The following is an 18,112-nucleotide window of genomic DNA, read 5'->3' on the forward strand; positions in this document are numbered from 1 at the left end:
TCATTCTATAGTATTCTAAATAAATGCTTTATGACAGTAAATTTATAATTTAAATTTAGATACTTCCTTTTCCATATCCTCTGAAAGTCCACTAAGTTTTTCTGCAAAGTTTGCTACTTCTTCAATGGCCGATGTTTGCTCTTCTGTTGATGCACTAGCTTCTTCTGTTGATGCTGCTGTTTCTTGACTTATAGAAGATATATCATTTACAGATTCTATTATCTTTTCCGTTTCTTTGTTTACATCATTAACTACTATTTTTGCACCATCTACTTTCAAAGAAATATCATCTATAGCTTCTGATATATTTTCAAAAGATTTATTCACTTCTTCTATAGAAATATTTTGCTCTTTAAACATTCCATTTACTTCTTTCATAATATTATTTGTATTTATATTTTCTTCTTTTATTCCTTCTATAATTGTATCTATTTCTGTAGTTGATCTATTAGTTTCATCAGCTAATTTTCTTATTTCCTCTGCCACTATAGCAAATCCTCTTCCCGCTTCTCCTGCTCTTGCAGCCTCAATAGATGCATTTAGTGCAAGTAAACTTGTTTGTTCAGATATGCCATCAATTGTTAAAACTATATTTCCTATATTACTAGATTTTTTATTAAGATTTTCTATAGCTTCCCTTATCTTAATTATAGATTTGTTAGTAAAAGCATTTTTTTCTTTCAATTCTTCTATAGATTTTTTCCCTTTAAAGTTTTCATTTTCAGCTATACTAGTTGTTTCTAATACATGCTTTGTAGAATTGACTAATTCTTTCAAAGAATTTCTAAGTTCACAAGAAGTTCTAGCACAATTTGAAGCATCTTCCGCTTGCCTTCCTGCTCCTTTTGCAATTTCTTCCACTGTAGATGCTACTTCAAAGGATGATGCGCTAGTTTCTTCAGATGTAGCTGCTAAAGAAGAAGATAGTGCACTTACCTCATTGGATGCTTTTTTTATATCTAAAACTAATTCTTTAATATTATCTCTCATAGTTACAATATACTTTAATAATTCTCCAACTTCATCTTTCCTATTAAATAGTTTTTCAGAAACTTTAATAGTAAAATCTCCTTTAGAAATATGCTTAATATATAAAAAAGAACTCTTTAAAGGTTTAGTTATACAATTGCCAATGAAATAAGCTACAACTATAGCTAAAAGGACAAATATACATACTATTAAAGTTATAAATCTAACTGTACTATTCATTTGTTTTAAAACTTCCTTAACAGGAACTGTAACTGAAAAATACCAACCATTTGATATTTTTTTATAAACAGCAACTGAATCTTCATTATTCACAGGATTTACGTATTTAACAGTAATATTACTAGTCTTATCTAGTTTATCTTTTATAAATCCTAATTTACCTTCATCAATATCCTTAATATTTTCGTTATTCTTATAATTTTTATGGACTATAAAATTCAAATTTTCATCTAAAAGTGATGCATATCCTGTATCATAAATTCTTATTCCTTTTATCTCATTTTTTATATGATCAAGCTTATATTCTGTACCTACTACCCCTACTAAATTATGATTAATATATATGGCTTTATTATAAGACGTAGCTTTGTAATTTTTACCGCTATCTGTTTTTAAATTATGTGGCTTTATCCATACTCCTTTCTTATTCTTTATTGCCTGAAACCACCAAGAGTTATTCTCATTTTCTACTTTATAAAAATCTGATGGAAAATTTTTTTGTTTTGTAACTTTCCCATCCCCATTTGAATCTGAATAATATATATTATTTTCTTTTCCTAACTCAGGATTAAAGCATACATATGCAGATTTAGAAGGACTCTCTTTATAAGCTAGCTTTTTTACAAAAGGATCTATTTCTTTTTTTAAATTTTCTAAGTATTTTCCATCTATTTTTTCTTTTGTATCAATCTTTGAAACTATAAAATCTTCTAATACATTAGTTACATTTTCTGCTTTGTTAAGTTTATTTTCTATATTACTACATTCTGATTTTGCTAAATATTCAAGTTTATCTTGAGACTCATTTTTTATTATTTTAGAATGCTCAAAAGAAGTTAACTTTACCAAAGAAGCAGATGATACCACCGTTGTAATTATTATAGCTATTATAAACTTTCCTCTAATACTTTTTAAGTTTAGCTTTATAAACTTATTCTTTTTAATCTTTGAAAAAAACATACAAACCCTCCACAAAAATAATTTCAAATTCAAATATTTTATTTCATAAATATATTATGTTATATCTATTTAAATGAAACCTTTTATATATTATAATTATTATTCATTAATACAAACAATTATTATTACATGATAATTATTTGTAAAATTACAATTTTTCATTTCTATTAACTTTAATGAAATTTAGTAATATATTTTTCCTTTTATCCTAAGCACATAATTTTATATATATGATATACTTGAAATTAATATTAAACAGTTATCACATTTAATATTGTATTTTATTTTATAGTTATAAATTTACACAAAAACAAAGCATATACATTAAATTTTCTTTAATGTATATGCTTTAATTTACCTATAAACACATTTAAATAAACAACTAATTAAGATTCTATTTTTTATCTAATTTAAACTTAGATATTTTATTCTCCATATTTTCTGAAAGTCCACTTAATTTCTCTGCAGAATTAGCCACCTCTTCAATTGCCGCTGTCTGCTCTTCTGTTGACGCACTAGCTTGTTCTGTTGCTGCAGCAGTTTCCTCACTTACAGAAGAAATATTATTTATAGAATCTATAATCTTATCTGTTCCCTCATTAACTGCTTTAACAACTCTTCTAGCACCATCTACTTTAACTGAAATATCATCCATAACCTCTGAAATATTATTAAAGCTTTTATCAACACTACTTATAGAAGTATTTTGATCTTTGAATGTTTCTTTAACTTCTTTCATTATATCATTAGTATTTATATTTTCTTTTTTTATACCTTCAATTATATTAGATATTTCATTAGTGGAATCATTAGTTTGCTCTGCAAGTTTTCTTATTTCTTCTGCTACTACTGAAAATCCTCGTCCTGCTTTTCCTGCTCTTGCAGCTTCTATAGATGCATTTAAAGAAAGTAAGCTTGTTTGTTCTGATATAGAATTAATAGTGGATAAAATATTTCCTATATCTTTAGATTTTTCATTAAGCCTTTTTATTGCTTCTGATATTTCTAAAATAGATTTATTAGTAAACTTATTTTTATTTTTTAACTGTTTTATAGACTCTTTACCGCTTAAATTTTCTTTTTCTCCTTTAGACGTAACCTCTAACATATTTTTAGTAGATTTACTCAAATCTCTTAAAGTATGATTTAAGGTAGATGCTATCTCTAAACTTTTTTGTGCATCTTCCGCTTGTTTTCCTGCTCCTTTTGCTATTTCTTCTACTGTAGAGGATATTTCTAAAGATGACGCACTAGTTTCTTCTGAAGTGCTTGCTAAAGATGATGAAAGCTGTCCAACTTCATTACTAGCTTTTTTAATATCTATCATTAATTCTTTAATGCTATCTCTCATAATCATAAGAGATTTCAAAAGTTCTCCAACTTCATCTTTTCTCGTCATTAATTTATCAGAAATCTTTATTGTAAAATCACCTTTAGCCATATAATCTATATATTTAAAAGATTCTTTTAAGGGCTTAGTTATAAAAGTACCTATAATATAAGCTGCTGCTACAGCAATAATAATAAATATAACAAGTATTGTAATTATTAGCTTAGTTAGCTTACTTACTTCTTTTAATACTTCTTCATTACTAACAGTAGCTCCAAAATACCAACCATTGCTCATTTTTTTATACACAGCAATAGATTTTCTATTAGTTACAGTACTTTTATACTCTTCAGTAAGGTTATCTGATTTTTTTAATTTATCATATATAAATTTTAATTCTCCATTTTTTACATCTTTTATATTTTCATTATTCTTATGTACTTTATGTACTAAAAAGTTTAATTTTTCATCTAAAATATAAGCATATCCAGTATCATATACATTTATAGATTGAACCATTTTTTCTATATCATTAAATCTATATTCCGTTCCAACTACTGCTATTAATTTGTTATTCATATATACCGGTTTATTATAAGTCATAATTTTATAGGTTTGTCCAGTTTCTGTTTTCCATTGATGAGGTTTTGTCCATATTCCATTTTTATTTTCTACACTTTCAAACCACCAAGCATTGTTATCATTTTTTTCTTTAAAAAAATCTGCATGGAGTTCATCTTGTTTTGTTACTTTTCCATCTTGATCTCCATCTAAATAGTATATATTATTCCCTTTTCCTGTTAGCTCAGGATTAAAATAAACATAGGCTGATTTAGCATCACTTTGATTTTCAGCTATATTCTTTATAAAAGGATCTATATCTTTTTTTATACCCTCAATATATTTTTGATCAATTTTAGAACTATCTCCTACTTTTGATACAACTAGTTCTTTAAGAGTATTAGTTATGTTTTCTGCTTTATTTAGTTTATTCTCTATTATTTGAGACTTTGATTGAACTAAATATTTAAGCTTATCTTTTGCTTCTTTTTCTATAGTCTTTGAATTCTTAAATAATATTACAGAAACTAAAGATACTGATGACACTATAGTAATGATTATAATTGCTAATATAAATTTCACACTAATACTATTTAAATTTATTTTTCCTTTATTCTTTAAGTTTTTCATATAAACTCCTCCAAATTTGAAATTAAGTTTTCTATAAAAAGTAACATAGTATTTTCGTATTTCAAATTTTAAAATTAGAATTAGGACTTTTTGGTTATTAATCTTTTCTTACTATTATTAACGTATATATATTCTATAAATTTATGCATTAGTTATAATCTATAACATTCCTTTAATTCTTTTAACAGAATTTTAACACAAAAGAACCAAACAAGCCACAATATTTTAAATTTACCATTATAATCAAATAAATAATACTTTTTTATTTTAATCACTAAATATATTAAAAAAAGTCTATAATTTCTTAACTAATAAAAACTACATGCTATCAAAATATTAATAAAAAATATTTGATAACATGTAGCTTTTATACTACACCAACACAGACTGATTCTTTAATAAAACTAATTCCAATTTTGAAGATATATTTTGTTGTATACCATAAAATATCTTTTCATTGTTTGAATTTTTTAAATGTTTATGATTATAATAATTTATATCACAAAATATATTAACTTTATTTAAATTATAAGTTATAGGAGTATTGAACTCTGCTATATCCTTAGACATATTTTCTTTTAAATCAATTTTTTTCATATTATATTTTCTCTTTTTCATTTGGACAGGCATCAAATATTTAACTTTAGTTGTACAATTAAAATCAATATAATTTACTAAGGTTCTAACAGTAGTAGTTATATTTTCATTATACATTTTATCTAAAACTGTATACTGTATTAAATTACGTATATAACCTTTTAGAAAAACTTTACCATCTTTATATTTATCATTAGATACATTCCTTATATTTATGCATTTTGCCTCAGTTATATAAAGATCATTTTTTATATCTAATATATCTATAAATCCTTCTTTTACTTTTATTTTATCCTTTAAATCTATATCAATTTTTTTATTAGCTATTATAACTGGAATATCAACTGTTTTATTAGAGTTACATTTTAGTTTTTTATTATGATATTTCACATAAATAGGAAACTTATTTTTATCTTTACTAATCCATTTTTCAAAAGGTTTATATAAACAATCTTTCATAGAATCTATATTCTCATCTTTTTTATTCTCTATATCTTCTATCTCTTCTTTTTCTATTTTTATAGTTTTTTTTTATCCATATAAATATCTTTTATATCTTCATCAGATATTTCTTTCTTTAAATCACTATCATAATTTAATTTTTCATCTTCTTTTTCATCTTCTTGTAACTCCACATACTCAACATCTTTTATTTGATTATTTCTATTATCATCTTTTTTTATATTTTTTCTATTTTCTTTAACCTCTTTTATTGCTTGTGCAATATTTTCTATATTTATGTTTTTTCCCATCATACTTTTTAAAACCTTTAGTTTTTTTTCTAATTCTTCTGCTGTTTTTTCATCCATACTTTCTTTAAGTTTATCTTTTATATTTTTAACCTGCTCTTTAACTTTATAATCATTTTCATTTTTCTCTTTGTTTTTAAACTCATTTTTAGAACTACTCATTTTATCTTTTTCAAATTCTACTTTATGTGAATTTTCTTTTTCAACTTTATTATTTTTATAATCTTCACTATATTCTTTTTCATGATCTACTATTTCTTTTTTATTTTCTATTTTTTCTAAAATTTTGTCTTTATTACTCTCTTTTGTACATTCTATCTCATCATCATTAATTACATTTTCCTTTAAATCATCAACTTCTTGATTAACTATATCATGGTCTTCACTTGAATCATAAATTTTACTGTATTCTTCTTCCTTATTTAAATTATTTTTAAACTTTCCTTCTAATTGTTTCATCTTATCTTTCATTTCATTTATTTTGTTTTTATCTATGTTTCCTTCTACTTTTTCTTTTACTTCTTTTATTTCTGATTTCATTTTTTTAATTTTTTCTTCATTAAACTTTTCTTCCATTTCTATTTTTATATCATTCATTTCCTCTTCAATACTTTTTTTATCTTTTTCATCTGAATTATTTTTCATATCTATCCCCTCTTTTCCTATTGTATTTGCTACATCCTCCTCTATTTTTATTTTATCTTTTGGCTTTTCATTATGACAATTCAAATCTTTGCCTACTATATCATTAGAATTATTGGATTTATTTTCTTTTTTTATTTTTTTATCTTTGCAATATTTTTTTTGGTCTAAAGCAGATAAAATAAGTACTAATAAAATTAATCCTTTCATATCCATACTAATTTATACTCCCTCCCTATTATATTTATATGTTTAAATATTTATATGGATAGTGAATTAACTAAAATTATTCATAATTAACATATACAAATTCTAAAATCAATATATATAATTAAAAATAATACAATCAATTCTAATTTCTAAAAAGAGTGAGAAGGATTTTTCCCTTCTCACTCTTAATTCATACAATCTTATCCATTAATTTCTTTGTTTATTCTTACTTGCTGATTTTGTAAAACTTTAACTGTAACATAAACAACTAATTTTTCTTTTAATCTATCATATACTTTTGCTCCATATTCGTCTCTACAACGTTTTTGTTGAATATCTATTTCGTATATTCTTGTTCCTTCTAATTCACAGAAAGGTTTTTCTGCAAAATCAGTTATAGATTGCATATAGTTTTCACAATCAAGTTTTCCTAATTTAATATCGTCACATTTGCATTGGTCACAAGGACACTGACAAGTAAAATCATATTCTTCTTTTTGTTTTTTATTTGGCATATCTGGAAGTGTATCATAATCTATTTGAGTAACACAACTAAAAGGAACTTTTACTGTAGTGTGTCTTATATCTCCACTAACTACTCCATCTTTTACACATTCTGCTGAAGCATATTCTATATTTTCTCTAACATAACCTTCTATAAATAATTTTCCTACAGGTTCATTATCCATTTCTACAGGTACTAGTTTGCATTGAGTTAAATATACATCTTTATATATTCTTTTGATTTCATAATATTTTTCTTTTAATTTAATATCTGCTTCTATATCTATTTGTATATCTTTTTCTGCTAAAACAACAGGTATTTTAGCTACTAATTCATCTTCTATTCCTTCAGGATCTATATCTACTCCATCACACATAGAAAGAGTTTTTGAATCTAATACTTTTCCACAATTTATATCAGGTTTACAACAATATCCAGATTTATTTTCTATTTCCATTGAAAAATTCCTCCTGTTTCTCTACTGAATTTATATAATTTATATTAACATCACTTAATTTCTTAATTTAAGTGTTTCTAATATATAATATGGTGTACAGGCTATTTTGTTACTAAATATATTCTTTTATATTTTTAAAAAAATAGGTTACATATATATTTTCATTTTTTTATTTTATTTCTTTAACATTTATTGTTATTATGAATAACATATTAGTGTACTAATTTTATAGGAGTTTTAAATGTATCCTTATATGTATTATTTAGTTCCAATTAATCAGTATAATATGATGAGAAGTCCAATGCCGCCTAGTCCACCTTTTATGCCGCCACCTAATATGTCATCAAATGCAGCACCAACTACACCACCACCAAAAACTACACCATCTAAAAAAGATAACAACTTAAAAGCTGTAGATCCTGGATCTATCAGATTTTGTAAATATAAATTTACTTATATTTGGCCTAATAGAGGTAAACCATTCTGGGCATGGATTGTATATGTAGGCAGAAGGTCTATATCTGGATATAGATGGACTGGATATCGCTATGTCTACTTTGGAATGGACTTAAAACAAATTAATAGTTTTGTATGTTATTAAGCTAAATTAACTTTAAATTTAAAATAAACAAATTCCATCCGAAGGTATAATATAATTTTATTTTAGCTTAATTTCATAATAAATAAAGGTATCTACCTTTAATTCCCTTCAAACACATTTATACAAAAGACCGTCTAATATATTAGACCTAATCAAGCAGCTGTTTTAAAAAGGAAAGCTGACTCAATATAATTGAGTCAGCTTCTTCTCTTTTATAATAATATCTTTTTAAATTTCTTTTTTCCTACCTGTAAAATATCTTCATTATTTATACTTGTAAATTGCTCTATTATTTTTTCTCCATTGATTTTTATAGCATTTTGCTTTAAAAGTCTTCTACCTTCATTTTTACTTGAAATTAAATTATATTTAACCATTATATCTATTACATCAATTTTACCTTCATTAAAATCATTTATAGTTAATTTAATGCTATCTATATTTTCAGGAATATTTCCTTTTTGAAAAACATTTTTAAAATGCTCTTCTGCCCTTTGAGACATCTCTTTTCCATGGTATAAATTAACTATTTCTTTAGCTAATTCCATCTTAACATCTCTTGGATTAATCATATTATTTTCTAACTTTTCTCTTATACCATCTACTACATCTGGATGAACATCAGTAACTAATTCATAGTATCTTATAATCATTCCATCTGGTATTGACATAACTTTTCCATACATATCCTTAGGATTTTCATTTATACCGATATAGTTTCCTAAACTTTTACTCATCTTTTCTACTCCATCTGTACCTTCTAATATTGGCATAAATATGGCTATTTGACTTTCCATATTATAATCTTTTTGTATTGTCCTTCCCATAAGCACATTAAATCTTTGATCAGTTCCTCCAAATTCTATATCTGCCTTTATATTAACAGAATCATATGCCTGAAGTAATGGGTAAAAGAATTCATGGATACCTATACTAGCATGATTTTTGAATCTGTTTTTAAAATCTTCTCTTTCAAGCATTCTTGATACTGTATATTTTGAAGTTAAAGATATAATATCTTTAAGATTTAACTTAGAAAGCCACTCACTATTAAACCTGAGCTCTGTTTTGTCTTTATCTAATATCTTAAAAATCTGTTCTTTATAAGTTTCTGCATTTTTAAGAACTTCCCCTAAAGTTAATGGTTTTCTAGTTTTAGACTTTCCTGTAGGATCTCCTATCATACCAGTAAAATCTCCAATTATTATAACAGCTTTATGACCTAAATCTTGAAGTTGTTTTATTTTTCTTAAGACTACAGAATGTCCTAAGTGTATATCTGGTGCTGTAGGATCTAACCCTAATTTTACAATAAGGCCTTTCCCTGTTTTTTCACAATTTTCAAGTTTTGTCTTTAACTCATCTTTATTTATAATCTCAAAAGCTCCTTTTGAAATTATTTTAATTTGATCTTCAATATTTTTCATTTTAATACAGCCTCCTAATTATTTCATAAATTCATATGGCCATATGGTACTCTTTTATATCTAGAATCTGTTACTTATTTATTAAGTTCATTTTCAAAATCTCAAAATAAGTTTAATTTTTTTAACCGGTTAATAGTATTAAACTATATTTAAATTGAAAATAATAATTTTGATTAATCAATAATAATTAAATCTTTAAAATATATATTTAAAAAATAAAAACCCATCCTCTAGTTAACCTAGAGGACGGGATATAATCACGTGGTACCACCTCAATTTATTAAATGCTTAAGCATCTAACCTTTTCAAGTACAGTGAAAACAATTAATATTCTTTATAATATACTATACAAATAATCTATATTAAATCACATAGATTATTAAGAATAAAATTCTCACATTATACTCTAGCACTATAACGGGTGCAAGGAATCCGAAAACAGCTTACTACCTAAAAATAGGATTCAGTGTTTAGCTCAGAGATGTATTCAAAATATCTTTTTTTGTTTCTTCTCACCAAAAGGAAACTCTCTTTGAAAAAAATAATATTTTTACTCCTTCTCATCACAGCTTTTAAATATAAAATATTATTTATATCTTACCCAATGTATTAATATAAATTCATATTTCTTTAAATTTATTAATTCACGACCATTATAACATCTATTAATTTATAAATCAACTTTCATGAAAAGGTATAACTAACCTAAACTTATAGAAATTTTTAATCTTCTATAAAAAATATTACTTTATCTTTGTTTTTTTATTTCCATATAACTTAAAGACTTAAATGAAATATTTTATACATACCTTTTGTTCTTTTCACCATCTTTATATATGAATTTATTTCTTCTTCACTTTTATTTTTTCTATTTCTTAGAGCCCATTTTCTAATAATTTTATCTAAATCTTTTGAATTATCATCACATTTGTTTTTCAAATACCAAGAAGTCATTTTTATAGCTATTTCTGGGTTTTCTATTTGTTCTATTTTAAAGTCTTTCATTCCCATTTCTTTAGCTATGTTATCAATAACTTTATCCTTCATTTGAGTAAGCCCACTAGGTTTTCCTTTTTCGTATTTTAAATCTCTAAAACCTGATTCTGTGTATATGATTGAAGCTAATAATCTTACATCTATATTATACTTTTTTGAATATTTTTTTAGTGAATCCTGATATTTTACTGGATATATATAATTTGAAGAAACTATATACCCTGATACTATAATGAATGCAATTACTATAAGTGCTATAATTTTTTTCATTTTAAATCCCTCCATTAGTTTACTTTACAATTAAATTATAAAGGGATTATATTCTTATTAAAATCGATTAGTATTACAAAATTTATTGTAATACTTACACTTTTGTAATATAAAATTCATATCCTCTAAACTCTATTCTATGATTCCTCCACCTATCAATAAATCTTCTTTATAAAAAACTACTGATTGTCCTTTTGTTACAGCTCTTTGTTTTTCAAAAAACAAAACTTTGACCTTATTTTTAGGCAAAAGTATTATTTTAGCCTTAAAAGATTTTTGAGAATATCTTATTTTAGCCTCTACTTCCATAGGTTCTTCTAAATCTTTAAAAGGTATATAGTTAACTTCTTTTGCAATAAGTTCTTCTTTATATAAATCCTCTATTTCTCCTAAAACTACCTGGTTTTGAGAGGTATTTATATCTATTACATACATAGGTTTTCCAAAAGATATATTAAGCCCTTTTCTCTGTCCTATAGTATAATAAACAATGCCTTTATGTTTACCTAAGATTTTACCATCTTTATCTACAAAATTCCCTTCTTTAACTTTATCCTTATAATTTCTCTTTATATACCCTCCATGATTATTATCTGGTATAAAACAAATCTCTTCACTATCTTTTTTATTATAAACATCAAGGCCTATTTCTTTTGCTATTTTTCTAATTTCATCTTTATTATATTCTCCACAAGGCATCAATGTTTTACTTAATTGAAACTGAGTAAAATTATAAAGTACATAAGTTTGGTCTTTTTTACTATCCTTAGATTTTCTTATTATATACCTATCCTTTTTTTTCTCAATAATGCAATAATGACCTGTAGCTATATAATCTATCCCCATTTTCAAAGCCTTTTTTAAAAACAAATCAAACTTTATATGTTTGTTACAGGCTATACAAGGATTAGGAGTTCTTCCCTTTAAATACTCTTTTGAAAAATAATCTACCACATGTTCTTTAAACTCTTCTTTAAAGTCCATAACATAAAAGGGGATACCGAGGTTATATGCAACTCTTCTTGCATCTTCTACAGAACTTAAAGAACAACATCCCCCTTCCATTTCTTCATAAATAGAATCATTTTGCCATATTTGCATTGTAACTCCTATAACTTCATAGCCCTGCTTTTTTAAAAGATAAGCTGTAACAGAACTATCAACTCCTCCGCTCATTCCCACTAAAACTTTTTTTTTCATCAAAAATAACACCTACTTTATATATTAACTTTACTTTCTAAGAATATTAACAATTTCCCATACAGATTTAATCACATAATCTATTTCTTCTTCAGTATTTCTATCACCTAAAGTAAACCTTACTGTGGCTTTTGCTAGCTTTTTATCACTGCCTAGAGCTAAAAGAACATGGGAAGGATTTGAAGATCCAGCAGAACAAACACTTCCACTAGATACACATATACCTTTTGAAAAAAGCATCATTAAAAGTAATTCTCCATCTACATTTTCAAAACTTATATTTATATTATTATCTAATCGATTTTCACTTTCAACACCATTTAATTTAATTTTAGGTATTTCTTTTAGCCCTTCTAAAAGTCTATTTCTAAGCCTTTTTATTTTATTTATATCTTTTTCCATTCGTTTTTCTTTAAGCAATGATACAGCTTTACCAAACCCTACTATTGCTGGAGGATTCTCCGTACCTCCTCTTTTTCCTCTTTCTTGAGGTCCTCCATAAATTATATTTTCTATTTTTGTTCCTTTTCTTATATATAAAGCTCCTATTCCTTTAGGTCCATATATTTTATGTGCAGACATTGTAAGTAAATCAATATTCATATCTTCTACATCTATTTTTATATGTCCTAATGCTTGTACCGCATCAGTATGAAATAATATACCCTTCTTTCTACAAATCCTTCCTATTTCTCTTATAGGTTGTATAGTTCCAATTTCATTATTAGCCATCATTACTGAAACTAAAATTGTATCTTTTTGTATACTACTTTTTAAAGCATTTAAATCTATAATTCCTTTTTTATCTACAGGTATATAAGTTACTTCAAAACCATTTTTAACTAAGTCTTCACAAGTATTTAATACTGCATGATGCTCTATTTTTGAAGTTATTATATGCATTCCTTTATTTTTGTTTTTTAATGCTATACCCTTAATTGCAAAGTTATCACTTTCAGTACCACCACTTGTGAAAAATATTTCTTCTCTTTTTGCTCCTATAAAGTTTGCTATAATTTTTCTTGATTCATCTATAGCCATCTTAACTTTAGAAGCTTCATTACACATAGAAGAAGGGTTATAAAACTCTTCTTTAAAATAAGGAATCATTTCTTCAAAAACTTGTTTTTTTAAATAAGTAGTACCTGCATAATCCATATATATTTTCTTGTTCATTTAAATCACCACTTTTAATATGTCTTAGTTAAAAATTCCCATAGATAAATACCTTTGGCCTGTATCTGGTAAAATAACTACAATATTTTTATCTTTATTTTCTTCTTTTGATGCTAATTTTTCTGCAGCAAATAAAGCAGCTCCTGAAGATATTCCTACTAATATTCCTTCTGCTTTTGCTATATTTTTCATAGAATTTAATGCATCTTCATCTTTTACTTTAAAAACTTCATCAATAACTTTAACATTTAATGTATCTGGTATAAACCCTGCCCCTATACCTTGAATCTTGTGAGGTCCTGGTTTTTCTCCAGATATTACTGCAGAAGTTTCTGGCTCTACTGCTACTATTTTTATTTTTTCATCTTTTGATTTTAAGTATTCACCTACTCCAGTTATTGTTCCTCCAGTTCCAACTCCAGCTACAACTATATCCACCTGTCCATCTAAATCATCAAAAATTTCTTTTCCTGTAGTTTTTCTATGAATTTCATAGTTAGCGGAGTTTTGAAATTGTTGTGGTACAAAAAATTTTTTATACTCCTTTGAAATTTCTAAAGCTTTATCAATAGCACCTTTCATTCCAAGTTTCCCTTCTGTTAAAACAATTTTAGCTCCATAAGATTTTATTAATAACCTTCTCTCTAAACTCATAGTTTCTGGCATTGTTAATATAAGTTCATATCCTTTTACAGCTGCTATAAAAGCAAGTCCTACTCCAGTGTTTCCACTAGTAGGTTCTATTATAACTGTATCTTTATCAAGTTTACCTTCTTTTTCAGCTTTTTCTATCATCGCTAAGGCTATTCTATCTTTAACACTTCCTGCTGGATTAAAATATTCTATTTTACCTATAATTTTTCCAACTAAATTATTTTCTTTTTTTAATTTTTTCAATTCTACTAAAGGTGTTTTCCCTACTAATTCACTTAAATTATTATATACTTTTTTCATATTTGTTCCTCCTTTTATATTATTCACATTAGTTTACTAGGTTTTAAATTTAAAAATTTTGTAATATATTCTAGATCAAATATAATATGGATTAACAACTAAATCCATTTATACATAAGTTTTCTTATATGTTTACTAGGAATTAAGGTAAATATTTATGTATTATATATAATACATAAATGAATTTCTATCTTTTTTATACTCTTCTACTAAATCTTCTAAACTTATACTATTTACCACAAAATTTATTTTGTCGTTAAGCTTATCCCACACAATATCTTTGATGCACTTTTCCATTCTATCGTCTATATAGTTGTCATCTAATTGTACTACGGATAAATCTCCTTCTAAGGATCTTAATATTTCTCCTACTGTTATATGTTTAGGATCTTTTTGAAGAACATATCCTCCTTGTGATCCTTTTTTACCTTTAATTAGATTATTCTTTCTTAAAAGAGAAAATATTTGTTCTAAATAACCTTCTGATATATCTTGTCTTTCAGATATGCTTTTTAAAGTCACAGCACCTTCACTAGAATGGATAGCTAAATCCACTATAGCTTTCATACCATATTTTCCTTTAGTAGATATTTTCATTTTCACACCTCTTACCTATAAATCCTATTTGTTTAATATGATTATATATTTTAAAATCTAATATGTCAATAATAAAAAAATTAGTTTATAAAATATATCTTAAAATAGCAAATAAAATGTCTTTAAATTTACTAAAATAAAACAGCTTTTAATGTTAAAAATAAAAAGAGCTTGTCTACTATGATAAATAGTCATAGCAAACTTACTCTTTTATATATTAACTCTATTTTAAATTCATTATAGTTATACTATCTTACTCTTCTTCCACCACTAAAATCAGATCTATTGTCTAATGAAGCATATCTTACATTAGCTCCTGTATGTGGGGCTTCTATAAAGCTACCACCACCTGCATATATACCTACATGATGAGCTGGATTACCAAAGAAAACTAGATCTCCAGGTTGAAGATTACTTCTTGATACTGCTGTACCTACATTTTGCTGTTCTTGAGAAGTTCTTGGAAGTGATATTCCAGCTTGTGCATAAACATATTGAACTAATCCAGAACAATCAAATCCTGATGGTGATGTTCCTCCCCAAACATATGGTACTCCTAAATAACCTGCTGCAATACCTACAACTGAACTTGAGCTAGATCCTCCTCTTGAAGGTCTTGAACTACTAGATGAAGAACTGCTGCTTGAACTTGAAGAACTACTACTTGAACTTGAGCTTGAACTACTTGAGCTACTTGAGCTACTTGCTGATGAGCTTGAACTACTACTTGAAGCTGCTGGCTTTGAAGCTTCTTCTTGTGCTTCTTTAGCTCTTGAAGCTTCAGCTGCTCTTCTAGCTTCTTCTTGTCTTCTTTTAGCTTCCTCTTCTTTAGCTTTTAACTCTTCTAGTGCTTTTTGTTGTGTATCCTTTTGTTTTTGCATATTAGATAATTTTTGTTCATTTTCTCTTTTTAATTCAGTCATTCTTTTATTTTTTGCATCTATTGCTGCTTTTTTTTCTGCTATTTCGTTTTGTTTTTCTTTTAAATCTGCCATCATCTTTTTATCAGAACTCATTATTTTAGATGCTGAATCAATTTTTCCTAATAAATCACCTAATGTTTTAGAATCAAATAGCATATCTAAGTAAGCATCTAACTTATTTATATACATAGCTCTTGATCTGTCATTAAATAATTTTTGTTTTTCTTTTAATTGTTCTTTTAACTTTTCTATTTGCTCTTTATAAGCTTGTACCTGTTTTCTTGTTTCTTCTATGTCAGCTTCATTCTTATTCACTTTGTGCATAAGAGATTGTATCTTACTATCCATTTTTTCTATTTCTACTTCTAATTCTACACCTTTATTCTTATTTACTGTTACTTTAGAATCATTGTTTGAAGTACCATTAGTGTTTGCAAAAGCAACTGGACACGAAGATACAATTAACCCTAAAGCTATTACTGTTGATAACAGCTTTTTCTTCATTATGATTCCTCCCTTTAAATTAAAATTTATTTTATTAATATCTTGCATCTAATAAAAGATATATAATTATCCTTCTTTAGTATATATACGTATATATACTAAAATTCTTTATTTTTATACAATATCCTTTTATTTTAAGGAAATTCTCTTCCAAATATATCATATAATATAAAACTTATCATATTATAGATTAAAAAGTAAAATTAATTAGAGTTAAATTAATAGAGGCTACTAAGGACAGTAACCTCTAAAATATTTAATTTTATTTACTTAAAATTATATACTTACCATCTATTATCTAACTCTTTTTGCGCCACTATAATCAGATCTATATCCTAATGGAGAAATTTTAACTACATCACCTGTGCGTGGTGCATGAATATATTGTCCCCCTCCTACATATATACCTACATGTGAAGCTGGACTATTAAAGAATACTAAATCTCCTGGTTGAAGCTGACTTTTAGGAACTGATGTACCTACTCCTTGTTGCGCTGAAGCTACTCTTGGAAGTCCTACTCCAAAATGAGCATAAACATATTGTACAAAACCAGAACAATCAAATCCTGATGGTGATGTTCCACCCCATACATATGGTACGCCTAAGAAAGATTGAGCATATCCTACAACAGATCCTCCATTTTTTGAACTAGGTACTATAGAGCTAGATCCTCTTGACATTCTTCTTGAACTACTAGATTTACTTGAACTTGAAGAACTACTACTTGTTGATGCTTGAGCTACTTGTCTTTGTTCTTCTTGTTTCTTCTCTAAATCTTTTACTTGAGCTTGAACTTTAGCTTTTTCATTTTCCATAGAAGCTAATTTCTTCTCATTTTCTGCTTTTAAAGCTATCATTTTTTTATTTTTTTCATTAGCAGCTACTTGTTTAGTTTTCATTTCTTCTTGCTTATTTTTTAATTCTGTCATTACCTTTTTATCAAAATTCATTACTTTTGATACTGAATCTATTCTTTCAACTAAATCACTTAAGCCTTTAGATTCTAGTATTATACTAGCATAACTATCTAAACCACTTATGTATACTGCTCTTACTCTCTTATTAAAAACTTCTGTTTTAGAAGCTATGTCTTTCTTACATTTTTCTATGTCTTTTGATAATTTTTCTAATTCTTTTTTAGAATTAGCTATGTCATCCTTATTAGTACTTATTTTATGCATTAATGTTTCTATACTACTATCCATTGATTCAATTTGTCTCTCTAAGTCACTAGTCTTGTCTGCTTGTCCATTAGACGGGCTTGCCATAACACCAAAATTAAACGATAAAGCTAAACTTAGCGCTATCACAGCCGACAACACTTTCTTCTTCACTTATATTCCTCCTTCATCCCAAAAACAAAATAAAAATAACAAAATACATTCTTATTATATCATCTATTATCACAAACAAAAAACTCTCTTTTTTTTTCTAATTAACTGTCATATTGAATTATGATACCGATATTCTAAAATAGTCATCTATCCAGTAAATTCAACATCTATAACATATTTTGCCTATGTATTTATAAATTTTCTTAAATTTACATTTATAGTAAACATAGTAACTTCTTATAACACATAATTTATGCTAACACTATAATTATACATAAT

Annotated in this window: 14 protein-coding genes; 1 reads left to right on the plus strand and 13 read right to left on the minus strand. The window is 25.9% G+C overall.

What is annotated here, in order from left to right:
• Nucleotides 1-42: 42 nt before the first annotated feature.
• From ABDZ71_RS07125 to ABDZ71_RS07145, 5 genes are all read right to left on the minus strand, one after another.
• Entirely contained in the window at nt 43-2,169 is a 2,127-nt protein-coding gene (locus ABDZ71_RS07125) for a methyl-accepting chemotaxis protein (protein WP_343760303.1), read from the minus strand.
• Between the two features lie 394 nt (nt 2,170-2,563).
• On the minus strand, nt 2,564-4,690 hold the full coding sequence (locus ABDZ71_RS07130) for a methyl-accepting chemotaxis protein (protein ID WP_343760304.1): 2,127 nt from the start codon (nt 4,688-4,690) through the stop codon (nt 2,564-2,566).
• A 372-nt stretch (nt 4,691-5,062) separates the two neighbouring features.
• Entirely contained in the window at nt 5,063-5,746 is a 684-nt protein-coding gene (locus ABDZ71_RS07135; protein ID WP_343760305.1) for a DUF7852 domain-containing protein, read from the minus strand.
• A 59-nt stretch (nt 5,747-5,805) separates the two neighbouring features.
• Nucleotides 5,806-6,894, minus strand: coding sequence for a V-type ATP synthase subunit I domain-containing protein (locus ABDZ71_RS07140; RefSeq protein WP_343760307.1), 1,089 nt, complete (start codon nt 6,892-6,894; stop codon nt 5,806-5,808).
• A gap of 194 nt (nt 6,895-7,088) precedes the next feature.
• Nucleotides 7,089-7,850, minus strand: coding sequence for a CsxC family protein (locus ABDZ71_RS07145; protein WP_343760309.1), 762 nt, complete (start codon nt 7,848-7,850; stop codon nt 7,089-7,091).
• 241 nt (nt 7,851-8,091) lie between these two features.
• On the opposite strand from ABDZ71_RS07145, the gene ABDZ71_RS07150 reads away from it, so the two are divergent.
• Nucleotides 8,092-8,451 carry a hypothetical protein gene (locus ABDZ71_RS07150; protein WP_343760311.1) on the plus strand — a complete coding sequence of 120 codons (360 nt, stop codon included), beginning with the start codon at nt 8,092-8,094 and terminating at the stop codon, nt 8,449-8,451.
• 212 nt (nt 8,452-8,663) lie between these two features.
• Here ABDZ71_RS07150 and tyrS read toward each other — a convergent pair whose 3' ends face one another.
• From tyrS to ABDZ71_RS07190, 8 genes are all read right to left on the minus strand, one after another.
• Nucleotides 8,664-9,878, minus strand: a complete 1,215-nt coding sequence (gene tyrS / locus ABDZ71_RS07155) for a tyrosine--tRNA ligase (RefSeq protein WP_343760313.1) — start codon at nt 9,876-9,878, stop codon at nt 8,664-8,666.
• A 777-nt stretch (nt 9,879-10,655) separates the two neighbouring features.
• The gene (locus ABDZ71_RS07160; RefSeq protein WP_343760315.1) at nt 10,656-11,144 is read right to left on the minus strand and encodes a transglycosylase SLT domain-containing protein; all 489 of its coding nucleotides are present in this window, start codon (nt 11,142-11,144) and stop codon (nt 10,656-10,658) included.
• Nucleotides 11,145-11,276: 132 nt separating this feature from the next.
• Nucleotides 11,277-12,344, minus strand: a complete 1,068-nt coding sequence (mnmA, locus tag ABDZ71_RS07165) for a tRNA 2-thiouridine(34) synthase MnmA (RefSeq protein ID WP_343760317.1) — start codon at nt 12,342-12,344, stop codon at nt 11,277-11,279.
• 30 nt (nt 12,345-12,374) lie between these two features.
• The gene (locus ABDZ71_RS07170; protein WP_343760319.1) at nt 12,375-13,520 is read right to left on the minus strand and encodes a cysteine desulfurase family protein; all 1,146 of its coding nucleotides are present in this window, start codon (nt 13,518-13,520) and stop codon (nt 12,375-12,377) included.
• A 24-nt stretch (nt 13,521-13,544) separates the two neighbouring features.
• Nucleotides 13,545-14,474: a cysteine synthase A gene (gene cysK / locus ABDZ71_RS07175; protein WP_343760321.1), complete on the minus strand. Its 930-nt coding sequence runs from the start codon at nt 14,472-14,474 to the stop codon at nt 13,545-13,547.
• A 162-nt stretch (nt 14,475-14,636) separates the two neighbouring features.
• Entirely contained in the window at nt 14,637-15,071 is a 435-nt protein-coding gene (locus ABDZ71_RS07180; RefSeq protein WP_343760323.1) for an RrF2 family transcriptional regulator, read from the minus strand.
• A gap of 248 nt (nt 15,072-15,319) precedes the next feature.
• Nucleotides 15,320-16,498 carry a C40 family peptidase gene (locus ABDZ71_RS07185; protein ID WP_343760325.1) on the minus strand — a complete coding sequence of 393 codons (1,179 nt, stop codon included), beginning with the start codon at nt 16,496-16,498 and terminating at the stop codon, nt 15,320-15,322.
• A gap of 294 nt (nt 16,499-16,792) precedes the next feature.
• Complete coding sequence (locus ABDZ71_RS07190; RefSeq protein ID WP_343760328.1) at nt 16,793-17,833, minus strand: C40 family peptidase; 1,041 nt, start codon at nt 17,831-17,833, stop codon at nt 16,793-16,795.
• Between the last annotated feature and the right edge of the window lie 279 nt (nt 17,834-18,112).

The sequence above is a fragment of the Clostridium oceanicum genome, from assembly GCF_039521385.1.
GTDB lineage: Bacteria > Bacillota > Clostridia > Clostridiales > Clostridiaceae > Clostridium_F > Clostridium_F oceanicum.

What these genes read in the sequence shown, in the direction of transcription:
- mnmA (WP_343760317.1), bottom strand. Translation starts at nt 12,344, where the DNA reads ATGAAAAAAAAAGTTTTAGTGGGAATGAGCGGAGGAGTTGATAGTTCT.
- ABDZ71_RS07170 (WP_343760319.1), bottom strand. Translation starts at nt 13,520, where the DNA reads ATGAACAAGAAAATATATATGGATTATGCAGGTACTACTTATTTAAAA.
- ABDZ71_RS07130 (WP_343760304.1), bottom strand. Translation starts at nt 4,690, where the DNA reads ATGAAAAACTTAAAGAATAAAGGAAAAATAAATTTAAATAGTATTAGT.
- cysK (WP_343760321.1), bottom strand. Translation starts at nt 14,474, where the DNA reads ATGAAAAAAGTATATAATAATTTAAGTGAATTAGTAGGGAAAACACCT.
- ABDZ71_RS07125 (WP_343760303.1), bottom strand. Translation starts at nt 2,169, where the DNA reads ATGTTTTTTTCAAAGATTAAAAAGAATAAGTTTATAAAGCTAAACTTA.
- ABDZ71_RS07150 (WP_343760311.1), top strand. Translation starts at nt 8,092, where the DNA reads ATGTATCCTTATATGTATTATTTAGTTCCAATTAATCAGTATAATATG.
- ABDZ71_RS07180 (WP_343760323.1), bottom strand. Translation starts at nt 15,071, where the DNA reads ATGAAAATATCTACTAAAGGAAAATATGGTATGAAAGCTATAGTGGAT.
- ABDZ71_RS07185 (WP_343760325.1), bottom strand. Translation starts at nt 16,498, where the DNA reads ATGAAGAAAAAGCTGTTATCAACAGTAATAGCTTTAGGGTTAATTGTA.
- ABDZ71_RS07160 (WP_343760315.1), bottom strand. Translation starts at nt 11,144, where the DNA reads ATGAAAAAAATTATAGCACTTATAGTAATTGCATTCATTATAGTATCA.
- tyrS (WP_343760313.1), bottom strand. Translation starts at nt 9,878, where the DNA reads ATGAAAAATATTGAAGATCAAATTAAAATAATTTCAAAAGGAGCTTTT.
- ABDZ71_RS07135 (WP_343760305.1), bottom strand. Translation starts at nt 5,746, where the DNA reads ATGAAAGATTGTTTATATAAACCTTTTGAAAAATGGATTAGTAAAGAT.
- ABDZ71_RS07140 (WP_343760307.1), bottom strand. Translation starts at nt 6,894, where the DNA reads ATGGATATGAAAGGATTAATTTTATTAGTACTTATTTTATCTGCTTTA.
- ABDZ71_RS07145 (WP_343760309.1), bottom strand. Translation starts at nt 7,850, where the DNA reads ATGGAAATAGAAAATAAATCTGGATATTGTTGTAAACCTGATATAAAT.